The 17283-nt window shown below is 72.0% G+C and carries 14 protein-coding genes; 6 read left to right on the top strand and 8 right to left on the bottom strand.

The window, feature by feature from the left end; translation table 11 throughout:
• Positions 1-219: 219 nt before the first annotated feature.
• Positions 220-429 (bottom strand): hypothetical protein, encoded by a 210-nt coding sequence (locus tag ACZ6TI_RS33035; RefSeq protein WP_465349115.1) that lies wholly within the window; start codon positions 427-429, stop codon positions 220-222.
• On the opposite strand from ACZ6TI_RS33035, the gene ACZ6TI_RS33030 reads away from it, so the two are divergent.
• Both ACZ6TI_RS33030 and ACZ6TI_RS33025 read left to right on the top strand, forming a co-directional pair.
• Positions 409-750, top strand: coding sequence for a CocE/NonD family hydrolase C-terminal non-catalytic domain-containing protein (locus tag ACZ6TI_RS33030; protein ID WP_465349114.1), 342 nt, complete (start codon positions 409-411; stop codon positions 748-750). The genes ACZ6TI_RS33035 and ACZ6TI_RS33030 overlap by 21 nt on opposite strands.
• 330 nt (positions 751-1080) lie before the next feature.
• On the top strand, positions 1081-2511 hold the full coding sequence (locus tag ACZ6TI_RS33025; RefSeq protein ID WP_465349113.1) for an SDR family NAD(P)-dependent oxidoreductase: 1431 nt from the start codon (positions 1081-1083) through the stop codon (positions 2509-2511).
• 19 nt (positions 2512-2530) lie between these two features.
• On the opposite strand, the gene ACZ6TI_RS33020 is transcribed toward ACZ6TI_RS33025, so the two are convergent.
• Complete coding sequence (locus ACZ6TI_RS33020) at positions 2531-3163, bottom strand: response regulator (protein WP_465349112.1); 633 nt, start codon at positions 3161-3163, stop codon at positions 2531-2533.
• Positions 3151-4383 carry a sensor histidine kinase gene (locus ACZ6TI_RS33015; RefSeq protein ID WP_465349111.1) on the bottom strand — a complete coding sequence of 411 codons (1233 nt, stop codon included), beginning with the start codon at positions 4381-4383 and terminating at the stop codon, positions 3151-3153. Before ACZ6TI_RS33015 ends, ACZ6TI_RS33020 begins: the two co-directional genes overlap by 13 nt.
• Before the next feature lie 76 nt (positions 4384-4459).
• Here ACZ6TI_RS33015 and ACZ6TI_RS33010 point away from each other — a divergent pair, with 76 nt between their 5' ends.
• Genes ACZ6TI_RS33010 through ACZ6TI_RS32995 form a run of 4 tightly spaced genes read left to right on the top strand, consistent with a single transcriptional unit; the run spans position 4460 to position 10323 of the window.
• Complete coding sequence (locus ACZ6TI_RS33010; RefSeq protein ID WP_465349110.1) at positions 4460-5194, top strand: ABC transporter ATP-binding protein; 735 nt, start codon at positions 4460-4462, stop codon at positions 5192-5194.
• Positions 5191-7515: an ABC transporter permease gene (locus tag ACZ6TI_RS33005; RefSeq protein ID WP_465349109.1), complete on the top strand. Its 2325-nt coding sequence runs from the start codon at positions 5191-5193 to the stop codon at positions 7513-7515. Before ACZ6TI_RS33010 ends, ACZ6TI_RS33005 begins: the two co-directional genes overlap by 4 nt.
• On the top strand, positions 7512-9575 hold the full coding sequence (locus ACZ6TI_RS33000) for a carboxypeptidase-like regulatory domain-containing protein (protein WP_465349108.1): 2064 nt from the start codon (positions 7512-7514) through the stop codon (positions 9573-9575). Before ACZ6TI_RS33005 ends, ACZ6TI_RS33000 begins: the two co-directional genes overlap by 4 nt.
• Before the next feature lie 13 nt (positions 9576-9588).
• Complete coding sequence (locus ACZ6TI_RS32995) at positions 9589-10323, top strand: peptidylprolyl isomerase (protein ID WP_465349107.1); 735 nt, start codon at positions 9589-9591, stop codon at positions 10321-10323.
• Here ACZ6TI_RS32995 and ACZ6TI_RS32990 read toward each other — a convergent pair.
• Genes ACZ6TI_RS32990 through ACZ6TI_RS32970 form a run of 5 tightly spaced genes read right to left on the bottom strand, consistent with a single transcriptional unit; the run spans position 10310 to position 17103 of the window.
• Positions 10310-10729 (bottom strand): SRPBCC family protein, encoded by a 420-nt coding sequence (locus ACZ6TI_RS32990; protein ID WP_465349106.1) that lies wholly within the window; start codon positions 10727-10729, stop codon positions 10310-10312. The two genes, ACZ6TI_RS32995 and ACZ6TI_RS32990, sit on opposite strands and share 14 nt — an antisense overlap.
• Positions 10730-10773: 44 nt before the next feature.
• Entirely contained in the window at positions 10774-11565 is a 792-nt protein-coding gene (locus ACZ6TI_RS32985) for a helix-turn-helix domain-containing protein (protein WP_465349105.1), read from the bottom strand.
• A gap of 24 nt (positions 11566-11589) precedes the next feature.
• A complete protein-coding gene (locus ACZ6TI_RS32980) occupies positions 11590-13311 on the bottom strand; it encodes an AIPR family protein (RefSeq protein WP_465349104.1) in 1722 nt (573 codons plus the stop codon).
• Between the two features lie 31 nt (positions 13312-13342).
• Positions 13343-16486, bottom strand: coding sequence for a helicase HerA domain-containing protein (locus ACZ6TI_RS32975; protein ID WP_465349103.1), 3144 nt, complete (start codon positions 16484-16486; stop codon positions 13343-13345).
• On the bottom strand, positions 16483-17103 hold the full coding sequence (locus tag ACZ6TI_RS32970) for a hypothetical protein (protein ID WP_465349102.1): 621 nt from the start codon (positions 17101-17103) through the stop codon (positions 16483-16485). The genes ACZ6TI_RS32975 and ACZ6TI_RS32970 overlap by 4 nt, the downstream gene beginning before the upstream one ends.
• Between the last annotated feature and the right edge of the window lie 180 nt (positions 17104-17283).

Here is a 17283-nt window from a genome sequence, read left to right as displayed (position 1 = left end):
CCCGCGTCCGCAGCGAACGCCGCCAACGCTGGGGCCGCCCACCCAACCCCAAGCCGCCTAACGAAACCGGTGACCCTTCAAGGTCAACGCACTGGCCGAGTCGCGCCGGCTGGGCGCCTGGGACGATGCGTGAGGTCGTGGACGGCTGCCTTTTCGTGTTGGAGAACCGGCTGGCCAACGGCATCGACCTGCGGTTCGACGGTGGCAGGGCCGTGCTCGTCAGGTGGCGGCGAGCGTCTCGGTCAGTCCGATGGCGGTCGACTGGAGCAGCAGCCGGAGCCGGGGCCGGAAGTCGAGAGCGACGTGGCCCCAGTCCGGCACCTGCTCGTACAGCGCCGCCAGGGTCGGGGTGGGGTGCGACACCTGCCAGAAGTTGGCGGCGAAGGCGAGCGTGGCCGCGAGCAGGGCTTGGATCTGGTCGACGGTCATGCGGCTCACCCGGTCCAGGGCGGCCACGATCTCGTCGTAGGCGGCGAACGCGGCAAGTCGATCAACGTCTGCGACGACCTGGTCACCGTCCGGCCCGAGGGCACCACCGAGGTCGCCGTGCGGCTGTCACCCACCGCGTACGTCTTCCGGCGCGGCCACCGCCTGCGCATCCAGGTCTCCGCCGGGGCGTTTCCCCGTTTCGCCCGCAACCTCGGCGGGGACGAGCCGGTCGCGACAGCTACGAAAGCCCACATCACCCACCTCGAGATCCTGCACGACGGCGCCCATCCCTCCGCCGTGCTGCTGCCGGCGAATTCATGACGACACGACCTTCAACGCCCGGCAGGCGGTCCAGCTCATCGCCGAACTGGAGCAGCTCACGGCAGTGCCGGACGACCGACACCTGCATGCGACCGTCGCCCAGCTCATCGGCCTGGCAGAACTGCTCGTCGCGGCACCGCGTCGACCGCATCACCGGCGGCTCGTCTTCAGCGGCGACTGATCATCGGACGCTGCCGCGCAGGCGACCTCCTCGTCCGCCGCATCGCCGCTTCGGTCCGTTGCGTAGAGTTCTGCGGGCGGCCGAGGCGGACCGCGCCCCCCACGCACCAGGAGTGAGACGGCAGTGAGCAGGACGGAAACACCTCAATCATGATCAACGGCATCGACCCCGCGCGGCTCGAGCTCGCCCTGGCGGTCCTGGCCGAGGTCGAGTCGCTGCCGCCGGAGCACCCCGATGCGGTGCGCGTGCGCCGCGCCACCGCCGCCATCTACAAGACCGCCAAGGAGCAGCGCCGACGGGAACGCCGGGACGCCATCCTCGCCGCGGACGCCGCCGTCACCGCGGCCACCGCCACCGGCGCGCCGGACCGGCTCGACGACGAGACCCAGGGCATCCCGCTGCAGACCCGGGCCGAGGCGCCGATCGCCGGGTTCCTCCAGCAGGCCCGCGGCTGTTACACCTGCAAGAAGCGCTACCGGCAGGTGGACGCGTTCTACCACCAGCTCTGCCCGCCCTGCGCCGAGCTGAACCACAGCCGCCGCGACGCCCGCACCGACCTGACCGGGCGCCGCGCCCTGCTCACCGGCGGCCGCGCGAAGATCGGCATGTACATCGCGCTGCGGCTGCTGCGCGACGGCGCCCACACCACCATCACGACCCGGTTCCCGCACGACGCGGTGCGCCGATTCACCGGCATGCCGGACAGCGCCGACTGGCTGCACCGGCTGCGGGTCGTCGGGATCGACCTGCGCGACCCGTCGCAGGTGGCCGCGCTGGCCGACTCGGTGGCCGCCGCCGGGCCGCTCGACGTGCTGATCAACAACGCCGCCCAGACGGTGCGCCGCGCGCCCGGCTCGTACTCCGCGCTGGAGGCGGCCGAGTCGGCCGGGCTGCCTGACGGACCGCTGCCCGAGCTGGAATACCTGGGTGGGCATGACGCCTCGCAGCGCGTACACCCGGCGGCTCTGGGCGGGACCAGCCCCGCGCTCAGCCCGCACGCGCTCACCGCGCTCGCGCTGACCGCCGGGTCCGCGTCCCCGGAGCGGATCGCGGCGATGTCCGCGATCGACGCCGGCGGGCTGGTGCCGGACCTCGCCGCGGACAACAGCTGGAGCGCCCGGGTGCACGAGGTCGACGCCCTGGAACTGCTGGAGGTGCAGCTCTGCAACAGCACCGCGCCGTTCATCCTGATCAGCCGGCTCCGCGCGGCGATGGCGGCGTCGCCGTTCCCGCGCCGTTACGTGGTCAACGTGTCCGCGATGGAGGGCGTGTTCAGCCGCGGCTACAAGGGCGCCGGCCACCCGCACACCAACATGGCCAAGGCGGCGCTGAACATGCTGACCCGCACCAGCGGCGAGGACATGTTCGCCGACGGCATCCTGATGACCAGTGTGGACACCGGCTGGATCACCGACGAGCGCCCGCACCCGACCAAGATGCGGCTGGCCGAGGAGGGCTTCCACGCGCCGCTCGACCTGGTCGACGGCGCGGCCCGGGTCTACGACCCGATCGTGCGCGGCGAGCAGGGCGAGGACGTGTACGGCTGTTTCCTCAAGGACTACGCCCCGACGGCTTGGTGACCGGCCCGCCGAGCCCGGGTCAGGCCTGGAGGTAGGCCAGGACGGCCAGGACGCGGCGGTGGTCGTCGGCGGCCGGGGGCAGGCTCAGCTTGGTGAAGATGCCGTTCACGTGCTTGGCCACCGCCGCCGCCGAGACGTCCAGGCGCCGGGCCACCGCGGCGTTCGAGCGGCCCTCGGCCATCAGCGCCAGCACCTCGCGCTCGCGGGCGGTCAGCCGTTCGAGGGGAGCCTGGCGGCGGCTCAGCAGCTGGCGCACCACCTCCGGGTCGATCACCGTCGCTCCCCCGGCGACCCGCTCGAGCGCGTCCAGGAACTCGGCCACGTCACCGACCCGGTTCTTGAGCAGGTAGCCGACCCCGGGGCCGGTGCCGACCAGCTCGGCGGCGTAGGTGCGCTCGACGTACTGGGAGAGCACCAGGACCGGCAGACCGGGGTGCCGGCCGCGCAACTCCAGCGCCGCCCGCAGGCCCTCGTCGCGGAAGCCGGGCGGCATCCGTACGTCGGTCACCACCACCTCGGGCACCTCGGCGGCGACCGCGGCCAGCAGCTCCTCGCCGTCGCCCACCGCACGCACCGCGTGGCCGAACCGGCCCAGGATCTGGCTCAGCCCCTCGCGCAGCAGCGCCGAGTCCTCGGCGATCACGACCCGCATGGCAGCTCCACCCTCAGCACCGTCGGCCCGCCCGGCGGGCTGGTCAGCATGATCCTGCCGTCCAGCACCGAGACCCGGTCGGCCAGGCCCAGCAGCCCGGTGCCGCGCGCCGCGTCGGCGCCGCCGATCCCGTCGTCGCCGACCTCGACCACCAGGTCGTCGCCGCGCAGCGCGACGGTCACCCAGGCGCGTTCCGCCCGGCTGTGCCGGACCACGTTGGTGAGCGCCTCGGCCGTGGCGAACCAGGCCGCCGCCTCCACCGGCTCGGGCAGCCGGGCGGCCGGCCGGAACGTCACCTCGACCGGCACCGCGCACCGCCCGGCCAGGTCGTCCAGCGCCGGGCCCAGGCCGCGATCGGTGAGCACCTGCGGATGGATCCCCCGGACCAGATCACGCAGCTCGCTCAGCGCCGCGTTGGCGTCGTCATACGCCCGCTCGACCAGCTCCCGAGCGTCCGAAGGAGACGAGGCCCGGGCCAGTCCGAGCGTCATGATCAGGCCGGTCAGCCGCTCCTGCGCGCCGTCGTGCAGATCCCGCTCGATCCGCCGGCGCTGGGCGTCGAACGCCTCCAGGATCCGCGCCCGCGACCGGCTCAGGTCGACCACCTCGCTCGACGCGGGGCTGCGGCAGAGCATCGACCGGGTCAGCGTCGCCCGCCCGGCCGCATAGGCGGTCGCCAGATAGAGCAGCACCGGCAGGACGACCAGCCCGGCCACCGTGGCCGGCCACGCCGCCCCGACCGTCGCCACGTCCAGCCAGAACAGTTCGAGCGGCCGGAATTCCGCCGGCACCTGGAACACCACCAGCGGGAATACCAGCAGATAGACACCGCACAGCACCAGCATGGCCACCGCGAAGTCGACCCAGGCCAGCCCGAAGGTGAACAGCAGCGCGTAACCCAGCTCGCGCCAGGTGACCGTCTCGCGGAACCGGGCGCCGAGCCAGGCCCACAGTCCGCGGCGCGGCGCTCGGCGGTGGGCCGACGGCGCGGGCCCGGGATCGACGAGCCGCAGCCGCCGCCGCTCGACCCGGCTCAGCGGGATGCCCAGCAACAGCACCGCGATTCCGGCCACCGGCACGAACATCAGCACCAGCGCCGCGGCCAGCCACAGCAGCGCGACGAGGCAGCTGGACAGCAGATAGGCGAACGACCGCCAGGGCCAGGACGAGCCGAGAAAGCGGGCGGGCCGGCCGGTCAGCGCGCGCCACGCAGAGCCCATGGGGTAACGCTAGCGCTACCCCGCCGGGTAAGCGTGCGCCAGTGACCGCGCGGCGCCTGGCGACGAGCCTGAACGCGTGACCAGAATCGAGCTGCGCGCAGTCCACAAGGTCCATGGCCGGGGTGACGCCGCCGTCACCGCATTGGACGGTGTGTCCCACGATTTCGCGGCGGGCACGTTCACCGCGGTGATGGGACCGTCCGGATCCGGCAAGAGCACGCTGCTGCGGTGCGCCGCCGGCCTGGACCGGCCCACCTCCGGCGACGTGCTGGTCGGCGGCGTCCGGCTGAACGACCTGAGCGAGACCCGGCTGACCCGGCTGCGGCGGGACCGGATCGGCTTCGTCTTCCAGCAGTTCAACCTGCTGCCCGCGCTGACCGCCGAGCTCAACGTGGCCCTGCCGCTGATGCTGGCCGGGCGGCGTCCGCCGCGGGCGCAGACCCGGGCCGCGCTGACCGCCGTCGGCCTCGGCGACCGCGCCCGGCACCGGCCCGATCAGCTGTCCGGCGGGCAGCAGCAGCGGGTCGCGATCGCCCGCGCGCTGAGCACCGCACCGGACGTGCTGTTCGCGGACGAGCCGACCGGCGCCCTCGACTCGAACACCGGCCGCGACGTGCTGACCCTGCTGCGGTCGATGGTGGACGACCGTGGGCAGACCATCGTGATGGTCACCCACGATCCGCTGGCCGCGTCCCGCGCCGACCGGGTGGTCTTCCTGCGCGACGGCCGGATCGCCGGCGAACTGGGCGGGCCCACGCCGGAGGCGGTCGCCGGGCGGATGACGCTGCTGGAGAGCGGGCCGGCCCGATGATCACGATCGCGTGGCACACGCTGCGGGCGCGGTGGGCCGGGTTCGCCGGCTCGTTCACGGCCCTGGCGCTCGGGGTGGCGCTCTTCGCCACGGCCGGCCTGACGCTCGCCGCGGCTCTCCGCGGACCACAACATCCACCCCTCTGGTACGCGCACCCGGCGGTCGTGGTGGCCGGCCCCGACCGGGCCGGCACCGGCGCGGCCGCTCCCGCCCTCCCGCCGGGCGAACGGGGATACGTGCCGGCGGAGGCGGCCGCGGCGATGCCGGCGATCGAGGGGGTCACCGGCGTCGTCGTGGACCGGGCCGGCTACGCGGGGTTCGGCGCCGCCACCGAGGCGCATCCGTGGGCGGCTGCGGCGCTGCACCCGTACCGGATGATCGACGGTGGCCCGCCGCGCAGCGACCGCGACGTGGTCCTCACCGCACCGGTTTCGCAGAAACCGGGCGACTTCGTGGCAGTGGCCACCGTGGACGGTCCGCTGCGGTTCCGGGTCAGCGGCGTGCTCGAGACGGGCGCCGGGCCCGCGCTCTACGTGACCGAGGCGACCGCGGCCCGGCTCGCCCGGAACCGGATCTCGGCGGTCGCGCTGTCCGGCGCCGACCCGGCGGCGATCGCGGCCCGGGTGGCCGGGCGTTTCCCGCTGCTGCGCGCGCTGACCGGCGACGAGCGGGGCGGCGCCGAGCCCGACCCCGACGCCGGCCTGCTGATCGGCACCACCTCGCTGGTCGGCAGCATCGCCGGGCTGGCCGGGTTCGTCTCCACGTTCGTGGTGGCCGGCACCTTCGCGTTCACCGTGGCTCAGCGGCGTCGCGAGTTCGCGCTGCTGCGCACCGCCGGGGCGACGCCGCGTCAGGTGCGCCGCCTGGTGCTCGGCGAGGCCGCGCTGGTCGGCGTGCTGGCCGCCACGGCCGGGTGCGCGCTCAGCACGGTGCTCGCACCCCGGCTGGCCCGGTGGCTGGCCGGGCAGGGCCTGGCGCCGGACGGGTTCACCGCCGCCCCCGCCTGGTGGCCGCTCGCCGCCGCCTTCGGGCTCGGCCTGATCGTGGCGCTGACCGGCGCCTGGTTCGCCGCCCGGCGGGCCGCGAAGGCGACCGGCCGCCGCGACCTGACGCTCGCCCGCTGGATCCTCGGTCCGGCCTGCGTGCTCGGCGTCATCCCGCTGGCGCCGCTGCTCGGCACGCCGGAGGGCAGCGCCTATCTGCTGGTGGTGGTCATGCTGCTGATCCTCGGATGCGCGTTGCTGCTGCCGGTCGTGGCGCGCCCGCTGGCCCGGCTGCTGACGCCGGGCCGCGGGGTGATCGCGGTGCTCGCCCGGGCCGGGCTGAGGGCCGAGCCGATCGCCCCGATCCTGGTCACGGTCGCGCTGGCCGGCGCCACGCTGGCCGGCACCGCGACGATCGCCGCGACCCAGGCCGCCACGTTGCGCGGTCACGTCACCGCACCGTTCGTGGTGGTGCCGGTCGGTGACACGCGGCTGCCCGAGACGGTGGCGGGCGTGCGGACGAAGGCGACCGGGGTGTTCGACCGCGAGCGGAACACGATGCGGCAACGCGCCGCCTGGTATCTCGACGGGCCCGCCGCCGGGCAGGTGCTGCGCCTGCCGGTCCGGTCCGGCACGCTCGGCGACCTGACCGGGGACACCGTCGCGATCAGCGCGTCGATCGCCGGCGCGCACGGCTGGCGGGTGGGTGACCCGGCGGATTTGTGGCTCGGTGACGGCGCCCGGCGGTCACTGCGGATGGTCGCCGTGCTGGACGATCGGCTCGGCGTACCCAAGGTGTTGCTGCCCTGGTCTCTCGCCGCGGTGCCCTCGCCGGACGCGGTCTTCGTCACGCACCCCACGGACGGCGGCGTCGTGATCCCGACCGGGAGCTATCTGTCCGCATCGGACGCCGAGTTCGACCGGCTGAGCCGCATCTCGCTGATCGCGGTCCTCGGCATGGCGCTGGTCTACACCGCCATCGCCATCGCGAACACGCAGGTCATGGCCACCACCGGCCGGCGCCGCGAACTGGTCGCCCTGCGGCTGGCCGGCGCGACCCGCCGCCAGATCCTGCGGCTGGTCGCCCGCGAGGCGGTCACGGTGAGTGCGATCGGCACGCTCCTCGGTGGGTTGATCACCGCGACCACCCTCCTCACGGTACGGGTGAGCCTGCACCCCCTGTCCGACTCCGTGACGATCCGGCTTCCCTGGCCGGCGCTGCTGATCGTGACCGCATCTTGCGCATCGATCGCCCTGATCGCGGGCCTGTGGCCGGCCGTCGCCGCGACTAGGATCGCTCCTGAGTGGACTTCCACGAAACGGGGACGAGTTCGATGAGACGCATCTTGACCGGGCTGGTGGCAGCGATCCTGCTCACCACCGGAGTCGCCGCACCGGCGCAGGCGGCCGCGGCCGGCGGCACCATCGCGGGCGTGGTGACCGACGAGTTCACCGACGACCAATACCGCGTGATCGCGGTCCGCACCGACGGCGGCAACAAGGTGTGGTCGGAGTTCTTCCGCGGCGAGCACTACTCGTTCGACGTGCCGCCGGGCGAGTGGCGGGTGCAGTTCGAGCGACTCGGGGCGACCGTCCCGCAGTGGGTGCCCGGCCAGGCCACGTCGATCGGGGCACAGGTCTTCACGGTCGTGGCCGGCGAGACGATCACGCTGAACGAGACGCTGCTGCAGACCGCCGACATCGACGGCGCGCTCAACACGTCGACCGGGCGGCCGCGGACGTCCACCGACGTCAGCCTGTGGCAGGACGGCGAGCGGATCCACACCTACAACACCGCGGAGGAGGGCTTCTTCCTCTTCCGCGGGGTGCTGCCCGGCGACTACCTGATCTCCTATCGGGCCGGTTATCCGGGCGAGGACGCGTTCCTGCCCGGCACGCTCGACCCGGCCGAGGGCAAGGTCTTCACCGTGGTGGCCGGCCAGGACCAGGACCTCGACGAGACCACCGTCGCCTACGGCGTGTTCAGCGGCCGGTTGACCACCACGAACGGCGCACCGGCGGTCGGTTACGCGGTGCGCGCCGAGCACAGCGGCGGGCGCCGGCTGACCGGCAGCGCCACCACTTCCGAGGACGGCACCTGGCGGATGGAGGGCGTCTTCCCCGGCGAGGACTACCGGGTCTCGTTCCAGGATCCGGGCAAGACCCACACGCAATACGCGTTCAGCACCACTGACCCCGCCCAGGGCACGGTGTTCCCGATGCCGATCGGCGGCGCGGTCACCGTGGACGACACCTGGCGGGCGGGCTCGCTGCTGACCGTCCGGGCGGTGGACGCGGAGACCGGCGCACCGGCCGACGGCTTCTGCGCCCAGCTCACCCCGGGCAACCTGCGGGGCTGCACGGACGGGCCGGAGGCGACGATCGCGGTGCCGACACCCGGCGCGTACACCGTCGCCGTGTTGCCCGACCAGGGCAGCAACTACCTGCGGTCGACCGAGGGAGTGCCGGTCACCGTCACCGCCGGCCAGGACGCGTCGGTGAGCGTGCCGCTGGTCCTCGGCGGCCGGGCCGGCGTCCTCGTGCTCGACCGGGCCACCGGCCAGCCGCTGCGCGGCGCCTGCGTCCTGCTGGTCGAGCCCGGGCACGGCGCGCCGGCGACGTCCGGCGGGTGCAGCAACTCCAACGGCAAGATCACCATCCCGGCCAAGCCGGCCGGCGTCTACCAGATGTTCGTGAGCTCCACCTACCACTCACGGCACGGCCTCCAGTGGGTCGCCGCCGAGGGCGGCACCGGCGACCAGCGCGAAGCCGCCCGCATCAGGTTCAAGGCCGGCAAGAAGGTGACCACACCGACCGTGCTGCTCGACCCGCACGGCCGGCTCGACGTCGTGGTCCGCGACCCGGCGGGCGCGCCGGCGCCGGACGTGAAGGTGTCCCTCTCGGCCTTCCAGCCCGGCGACCCGCGCTACACCTACACCGAGACCGACGCCAACGGGAAGTACACGTTCTACGACCTCGGGCCCTATTCGTGGCCGGTGCTGCTCACCCCGGACCGTCCCGATCTGCCGCGGCAGTGGTCGGGTGGCACCGGCAACCGGTTCCAGGCCACGACGGCAGCCGTCCAGGCCGGGCAGACCACCACGTTCGACACGACGCTGGTCGCCGGGAGCACCCTGCAGGGCACGGTCACCGGCGCGGACGCCTGGCAACTCACCGCGGTCAACGCCGCCACCGGCGACGTGCTGGGCCGGGTGGACTCGGCCGCCGCGGACGACGGCAGCTATCGCCTGCCGCTGATCGGCGGCCAGCCGGTGAAGATCGGCTGGACGTCGGACACCGGCTCGGGCTGGTGGGAAAACGCCGCCGACATCGACACCGCGACGAAGGTCCCGGTGCCGAGGACCGGCACGAAGACGCTCGATCTGACCGTCAACTGATCGAAGGTTATGTATGCTTGCGGCCGTGCGCAGACTTCTCGCCGTACTGGCCGCAAGCACGCTCGCCGGCGCCTTGATCGTCCCGGGGCAGGCCGCCGCCACCACCGGCGGTGGTGGTCCCACGCGCGGCGCCTGCGCATACACGCCGACGCCCGATGAGCCCGCCGCCCGGCCGGTGCCGCTGCCGCCGGACCCGCGTCGCACGCCGCGGCACGGCACGGTCGACGTCAAGCTGCTGACGAACTACGGCCCGATCACCATGACGCTGCGCCGCGCGCAGGCGCCGTGCACCGTGCAGAGCGCCGTGCACCTGGCGTTCTTCCGGTTCTACGACCGCACGATCTGCCACCGGCTCACCGCCTATCCGACGCTGAGCGTGCTGCAGTGCGGTGACCCGAGCGGCACCGGCGAGGGCGGTCCGGGCTACCGCTACCGCGACGAGCTGCCGACCGACCTCGAGCCGGCGCCGACCGACCCGACCGGCGAGCGGCGGATCTATCCGCGCGGCACGGTCGCGATGGCGAACGCCGGTCCGGACACGAACGGCAGCCAGTTCTTCCTGGTCTACAAGGACTCGGTGCTGCGCCCGAACTACACGGTCTTCGGCACCGTCGACGAGGCCGGCCTGGCCGCGCTGGACGAGATCGCCGCGGCCGGCATCGCACCCACTCCGGAGGACCCGGCCCCGGTCGACGGCGCCCCCGCGACACCCGTGCAGATCAGGCGCGCGCTGGTCAAGCTCTTCTGAAGGTCTCCTTAAAGGCGTCCAGCTGACCGCTGTCGGCCTTGCGGATTGCCGCCCTGATCACCGGTCCGAGCAGCCGGATCGGCCCGGACATCCGGCAGTCGGCGACCAGCCGCACCCGGGTGCCGTCCCCGTCCGGCGTGCACGCGTAGGCGTAGTCCGCGACCACCCCGCCCTGCGCCGACCGCACGGTGACGGCGCGCCCGGGTTCCAGCGCGGCGATCTCGCCGGTGCGCTCCTTACCCCGCGCGGTGAAGACGAGTGCCGTCCCCACCGCGGTCGGCCCGTCCGCGCGCAACGCCTCCACCCCCGGCATCCACCGCGCCGCGCCGTCCCAGTCGATCAGCCGTGCCCACACCTCGTCCACCGGACGCCCGATCCTGGCCTCGGCGGTGAATACCTCGCTCATGCCGTCACGCTGCACCCCACCAAGATCAAAGGATTGGACAAACTTCACCCCATGTCCGGTACGAACCCAGCGTGGTAGGTCCCGTTCTGCGCCGCGACGTACTGCGAGGGCGTCACCCCCGTGTGCCTCTTGAAGTCCCGGATCAGGTGCGCCTGATCGAACCAGCCGAGCTCGGCCGCCTTCGCCGACCAGCCCACCTTGCCGTAGACGTCGATCTCCTCGAGCAGCCGCCGCATCCGCAGGATCCGGGCCAGCACCCGCGGGCTGAGCCCGACCTCCCGGGTGAACAGCCGGTCGAGATGCCCGTGACTCATCCCCAGCCCCGCGGCGATGTCGGCGACCAGCCGGGTGGGTTCCGCGGTGAGCTGATCGACGGCAGCCGCGCACGGCCCGGTCATCGGCGCGGGCCGGTCCAGCGTCGCCTCGACCAGATCGAGCGCCTCGTCCGGCGTGCCGCAGGCGGCCAGCCCACGCCGCAGCTCGGCGGCCGCCGGCCAGGCCGCCAACAGGTGCACGATGCGCCCCCGGATCGTGCTCGGCGCCACCCCGAAGGCCGGCCGGCACCCGACCGGGGTGGTGACGATCCCGACGCAGTAGGTCTCGCCGAGCGGCTCGTTGACGATGGGCCGGTCGTGCGGCCCGATCAGGAACCCGGTGTCGGCCACGATCTCGCAACCACCGCCGGCGGTGACCTGCCGGATCGGATCACCGAGCACCAGCCCGGCAACGGTCGACCCGGTGGGCGCGATCAACTCACGCACGCCGGCCATCCGCCCCCGGGCGAACCAGACCTGCTCGACGCACCCGCCGACCTGCCGAGCCACGTACTCGAACACGGCTCGACCGTACCGGGCTTCCGGTCAGCCGACGGGCAACACGGCGGCTCGCACCGCGTCGGCGAAGCGCCGGTTGCGCACCATCTCGCCGAGCGGCACGCCGGCGGCCTCCTCCGACTCAATGATCTTGTTGAGGTCCGGGATCAGCTTGAGGACGGCCTGCTCGGCGGCGCCCGGTTCCCAGATCAGGTCGAGGAGCCGCCGACACTGATCGGCGGCCTTCTTCGGGTTGGCCGCCAGGCGGTCCGGTCCGAGCGTCTGCCAGCGGATCGCCGCCATCAGGTGGTAGCGGACCGGCCGGAGGGTTGAGCGGATCCGGTGCGTCCGCAGCAGCCACTCCATGCGGTAGTGCATGGCCGCGGCCACGTAGTAGGGATCGGGCGGATGGTCGGCCCGATACAGATCCGCTCGTCGCCGCGTGGTCAGATCGCGATAGTGCCCCACGGCCGACGGCTCGCCGAGGAACATCGCGGCGTAGGCGCGAGTCAGCTGGCTGCGGTTCACGACCCGCGTCTTCTCCACGTCCTGCCGGGCCGCATACTGCTTCGACCGCCGTTCGTAGAACAGCCTCCGGACCGGTTCCTGTGCGGAGAACCAGTCCTCGAGACGCTTGTGGAAGTCCTCGCGGGTCGACAGCTCTTCCTCGCTCACTGCCGTCTGCCGGTTGGTGGCGGCGATGATGCCGGAGATCACCGTCTCGTTCTCGCTGTGCACCACCCGCACACTCACCTGGACGTCGTCGGTCAGACGACGCCGCTCGTCGAACAGCACATGGCAGGTCTGGCAGCCGTTGACCACCTGGAAATCCCGGATGTGCACCTCGTCGCCGACGACCCGCAGGTTGCGCGTGACGATGGTGATGCCGTTGTTCAGCACCGCGAAGCGGCGATGGCCGGCCTCGTCCCGGACCGTGTCCCGGATCTGCGCGTTGACGCCGTTGTAGCCCTGGAAGTCTCGGACGTTCTCGTGGAACAACGCGGTGCGGATGTGCCCGGTCGGATCGGTCAGCACCTTCGTCACCAGTTCGCGGGCCGACAGCAGGCCGAGCAGCGACTCCTCGACGCCGGGCATCCTGGGCAGCGACAGTTTCTTCGGCATCTCGAACGTGGCCGGAACCGCCTGCGTCGCCCTCTTGTACATCTCGCAGAGGTCATCACGCGTGACGCACTGCACCTCGACGACATCGAACAACCCGGAGCGCTGCACCAGACGCTCGGCGGAGGCGGCCTTCTTGCGCACCATGTCGGCGACCTGGTTGCCGGTGGTCGCATAGCGCACGTAGAGCTTCGGCCGTCCGCCGGAGAACTTGGCGATGTTCGCGAAGACCGCCGCCAGACAGCCCCGCAGGTTGTCCACGTCCGGCGACGCCGGGTAGGGCATCGGCTCCTTGGACACCACGTGGGACAGGTTGTCCGCCAGGTCGGCGATCACCTTCGTCTCGAACCTGGGACTGGTCTTCGCCTGCACGACGATGATCCGCACGTCCAGCTGCTTCGCCTGTTCCGTCGCCGACCGCACGTCCGCCTCGTCACGCAGCAGGACGCCGTTGACCAGGATGCCGAACACGTCGATGCCGAGGTCGTTCCCGCCGCCCATCCGGAAGACCTCCGGGCTGAACTCGCTCTCGTAGAACGAGCTGAGCACGCAATAACCGGTGAACGCCTCGAATGCCTCATCCTCCGGCAACGACACCAGCTCATGGTCACCCTGGAACTTCTTCACCAGGCTGTCGACGACGATGTCCATCCCGTATTCCCCTTCGGTCGTTCCGCGGAGATCACCCGCGAGCGCGCGCCAGGACCTCTTCGACGGTCAGCGCGCTCTTCGGGTGGTGGGTCAGGCACATGGCGGTCGACACCTTGCGGAACGGCGCCCCCTCGGTGACCGCGTAGAACTGGCCGGCCTTCAAGCGGGAGATGTCCAGGACGGCACTGCCCTTCGCCTGGGCGACCTCTTTGGCTGCGGCGATCTGGGTGGGGCTGTTGAGGAAGCCGAAGAATTGCGTCGCCGCGTTGCCCACGATGCGGTTGTGGATGCCCTTCGGCGCCTGGGTCGCGAAGATCAGCCCCAGGCCGTACTTGCGGGCCTGGCTGGCCAGTGCCAGCGTGCTCTCGGTGCAGGCGGTGAGCGCGCCGGACGGCGCGAAGGTCTGCGCCTCGTCCATCACGAACAGACCGCCCAGCGGCCGATCCCCCGCGGGGTGCTGCTTGATCCAGGCGAAGAGTGCCATCTGAAGCTGGTTCACAAAGCTCTGCCGCTGCTCGTCCCGGGGCAGCCCGATGAGGCTGATCACGGAGACCCGGGCGCGGCGCCCCGCAGCCGGCGAGAGCAGGACGCCCGGGTCGAGGGGTGCGCCGGCGCCGCCGAACAGCGGATCGTTGACCATCGCCGCCTTCAGGGTCTCCGCCATGTCCGCGGCCAGCTCGCGGGCCCGGCCCAGGGAGGTGGCTTCGTCGGGCAGGTCGAGCAGCAGATCGACGAACGCGTCCAGCCCTCCACCGCCCTGACGGCCGAAGTGATCGAGTGCCTGCCGGAGGACGGCCCGGCCCCGATCGGCCTTGGCTGTGCTGGCGGCCATCCGCGCCCGCGGGGCCAAGGTGGCGACCGCCGCGTCCAGGACGAGCGCGAATTCGTCCGGCTCGTCGACCACCGCGCTGAAATTGGGCAGCGGCTGCAGGCTGAGCGGCCGCCCGCCGGCTCTTCGCGGTGTCCAGATCACCACGTCCGTCGTGGCGAGGTACTCCTCCGCACGGGCGGCGTCACCGGCCCGCCAGGACTCCGGCGGCTCGGGCCAGGCCTCCCCGAGTCGGGCGAGGTCGTTGTTGGGGTCCAGGACGATCGCGGAGACGCCCCGCAGAGCGCACTCCTCGACGACCCGCCGGATCAGCACGGTCTTGCCCGATCCGGAGCCGGCGAAGATCACTGAGTGTTTGCGGAGGGCTTCCACCGGCACCCGCAGCATGGCTCCGGTCTCCGGCACCGTGCCCAGTGTCAGGCTCGCCTCGTCGGTCGCCTCTCCCGCGGAGGTGGCGGGGAGAGCCTGCGTCGACTCCGGCTGCGGAGTCGGTGGGACCGGCTCGTCGAGCCCCGGCGGCCCGCCCGCAGGCGGCGGTCCGAAGACCTTGACGAAGAGGGCCGAGTGGCCGGCTGGTTGACGCGCCCGCAGGAAGTCCGGCAGCCGCCGGTCGTTCTCGGCCAGCAGCACCGCGAGCGCCGCATAGATCCGCAGGTCGTCCGGGGAAACCTCGGTGATCATCCCGCCGAGCTCGAGGAACTCCCGCCGCACCCGCTGGCTGACCGGGCCGTTCGGCCAGTCCACGTTGCGCACCAGCACGGCGCGCCGCTTGCTGATCTGCGGGTCGAGGCCGGCAACGCTGCGGAGCCGCTCCATCCGAGCCTGCACGGCTCGATGGTGCGAATGAGACAGCCCGCGGAACCACCAGTGCGCCTCGTCCTCGGTCTCCTCGTCGAGCATCTCGCGCAACCAGGCGTGTGCCGACGGATTGCCCTGCTCGACCGGCTGGACCCGATATCTGCTCGCCCGGTCGCCCTGCTCGATCGCCCACGCCCGCAACCCGGCCTCCAGCAGGCGCGACATCTCGCGGTCCTCGGTCGCCTTGTCCAGGGCGGCATCGACCTGGGCTTCGGCCCGCAGCTCGGTGAATCGCCGATCGAGTTCCGACAGCTGGTCCGGCTCGATGAGTTTCGGCGGCGGCTCCGCCTCCGCGCGGTGGTCGTCGAGGTCGGCCAACAGGACGACCTCGTCCCGGGCGAGGCACCACGCGACATGTTCGTCGGCCCGCTGGATCAGCGATCGAGGCGTGTAGTCGAGCGCGTCCTTGAACGCCTCGGGCAGGATCGGCCAGGTGAGCGGCTCCGGCTCGAACTCGGCCGCCTCGAAGAAGGGCGCAAAGCGGACCGCGACCAGCCGCTCGGCGATCTCCGGCGACGGCAGCCGGCTGAGCCGGGTCTCCTTGCGGAATCTGCCGTCCACGGAGACGAGCGCGCGTTGTTTGATGAGCGCCCACGACCTCGGGAGGCAGGCGACCACGGTCACGGTGCGGAACAGCTTCTCGCGCAGATCCATCAGGCCGTTGCCGAGCTCGCCGGCGAGATCCGCGGCGGGATCCAGGCCGTCGGCGTCTCCGGGAACCGGACGGCTCTGCGCGAAGATGACATCGATCTGGTCGACCGCGAGCATGGTCGCGCCGGTGCAGGCGAGCAGGCGGGAGATCTCCACGGCGACCTGTTCGGCAGACTTGCTCCGGCCGGGCAGCCCCCAGCGCGCGAGCTCCGCCGCGTCGAGGTCGGGCAGCGACAGCAGCCAGGCCTCCCCCAGGTCCGCGACGTCGTCGTCGGCCGAGGCGAGCAGCACGAGCGCGCGCAACGTGTGGCGGCACTCCCGGCCGGCCTCCGGCTCGGCCATGCGCAACTGAGCCACGAAGGAGCCGAGGGCCTCCGGCGTGAGCGGCTCCAGCCCACGCACCTGCCGGCGCAGCGCCGCCGGGACGGCGGCGCGCTCGCTGAGCCGCTCGAGGAGCAGCGCCAGTTGCGGGTGCCGGTAGGAGCCCGAGCGGCGCAGTCCCCGCAGCAGGGTGTGCACGATGTTCACCCAGAAGGACCGGCCGTCCGACATGCCCATCAGGAAGAAGTAGCCCTGATCCTGCAACTGGACCTTCTCCCTGGCCCAGCGCAGGAGATGGGTCTTGCCGGACCCCTGCCGGCCTTCGATCACCAGTCCGAGCGGGCAACCACCGCCGCTGGCGTTCGCCTCGCGGAAGGCCTGCAGCACCGCCTCGCCCGCGGCTCCGTTCAGCCCGTCGAGATGGATGTCGAGCGGGGTCCAGACGTCCTCCGGGGTGGGCGCCCAGTCCAGGCGACGCAGTTCGGTCAGTGCTCTGCGCTGGTCGTCCGCGATCACGCTCGGCCGACCGTGATCAGGTGCATGTCCTCGCCCCCGATGACGATCGCCGCATCGAGCGAGTGCTGCGGGAGGTCGTTGCGCGCCGGATCCTGATCGAGGTGAATCTGCCGGCGGCGATCCATCGCCTTGAGCGCGGTGTCCAGGTCAGCGCGGGAGACGTCGGCCAGGCGGTCCCTGAGCAGGGCGAGGCTCACCAGGTCGCCGGGAGTCTCGGCCAGGTCGTCATAGGTGCGCAGGATCCGCTCCTCGACGGACAGGCGCGGCCCGGCATCCGGCTCGGAATAGAGATCTCCGATTTCGTGGTCTTCACGCTCCAGCAGTCTTGCGAGATGACGCAATGTCGCGTAATGGAGCAACCAGGCGGACGCGACTTTCTCCGGCGGCGGCTGCATGAATTCCTGCCGAGCCCTTGCCCAGCCCTCTTTGGTGAGTTCGTAGAAGATCGTTCCGCGCGCGCCCTTCTCCCACGTGATCAGATTTCCCAGCTCTTCCCGCGTCGCCTTCTTGATCTCCGTTCGATACCTTTTTCGAAGATCGGGATTCGACACCTTCGTCACGCTCACCATCAGCGCGATCAGAGCCTGCCGGGCGGATGTACCGAGGTCAACAGTCATGGAAGCAGTCTCCGAAAGGGAAGATCAACCGGTTGTCGGGGCATGGAGAAACCGTCGCCGCATTCGACGACCTCGACACCGGCAAACGGATCAAGAAAAGGAGTGATCGCTGTCAGACAACGGATCGAAGGCTACCGCAGCCCCACTTATGATCACCAGCATCCGGCGCCTCGGCGCCGG

This window comes from Actinoplanes sp. NPDC051388, assembly GCF_055586225.1.
This window is presented reverse-complemented; position numbering and strand designations above follow the sequence as displayed.

Excerpts from the sequence above, each read along its gene's own strand:
- ACZ6TI_RS33035 (WP_465349115.1), bottom strand. The coding sequence starts at position 429 with ATGACCGTCGACCAGATCCAAGCCCTGCTCGCGGCCACGCTCGCCTTC.
- ACZ6TI_RS33025 (WP_465349113.1), top strand. The coding sequence starts at position 1,081 with ATGATCAACGGCATCGACCCCGCGCGGCTCGAGCTCGCCCTGGCGGTC.
- ACZ6TI_RS33020 (WP_465349112.1), bottom strand. The coding sequence starts at position 3,163 with ATGCGGGTCGTGATCGCCGAGGACTCGGCGCTGCTGCGCGAGGGGCTG.
- ACZ6TI_RS33015 (WP_465349111.1), bottom strand. The coding sequence starts at position 4,383 with ATGGGCTCTGCGTGGCGCGCGCTGACCGGCCGGCCCGCCCGCTTTCTC.
- ACZ6TI_RS33005 (WP_465349109.1), top strand. The coding sequence starts at position 5,191 with ATGATCACGATCGCGTGGCACACGCTGCGGGCGCGGTGGGCCGGGTTC.
- ACZ6TI_RS33000 (WP_465349108.1), top strand. The coding sequence starts at position 7,512 with ATGAGACGCATCTTGACCGGGCTGGTGGCAGCGATCCTGCTCACCACC.
- ACZ6TI_RS32995 (WP_465349107.1), top strand. The coding sequence starts at position 9,589 with ATGCTTGCGGCCGTGCGCAGACTTCTCGCCGTACTGGCCGCAAGCACG.
- ACZ6TI_RS32990 (WP_465349106.1), bottom strand. The coding sequence starts at position 10,729 with ATGAGCGAGGTATTCACCGCCGAGGCCAGGATCGGGCGTCCGGTGGAC.
- ACZ6TI_RS32980 (WP_465349104.1), bottom strand. The coding sequence starts at position 13,311 with ATGGACATCGTCGTCGACAGCCTGGTGAAGAAGTTCCAGGGTGACCAT.
- ACZ6TI_RS32970 (WP_465349102.1), bottom strand. The coding sequence starts at position 17,103 with ATGACTGTTGACCTCGGTACATCCGCCCGGCAGGCTCTGATCGCGCTG.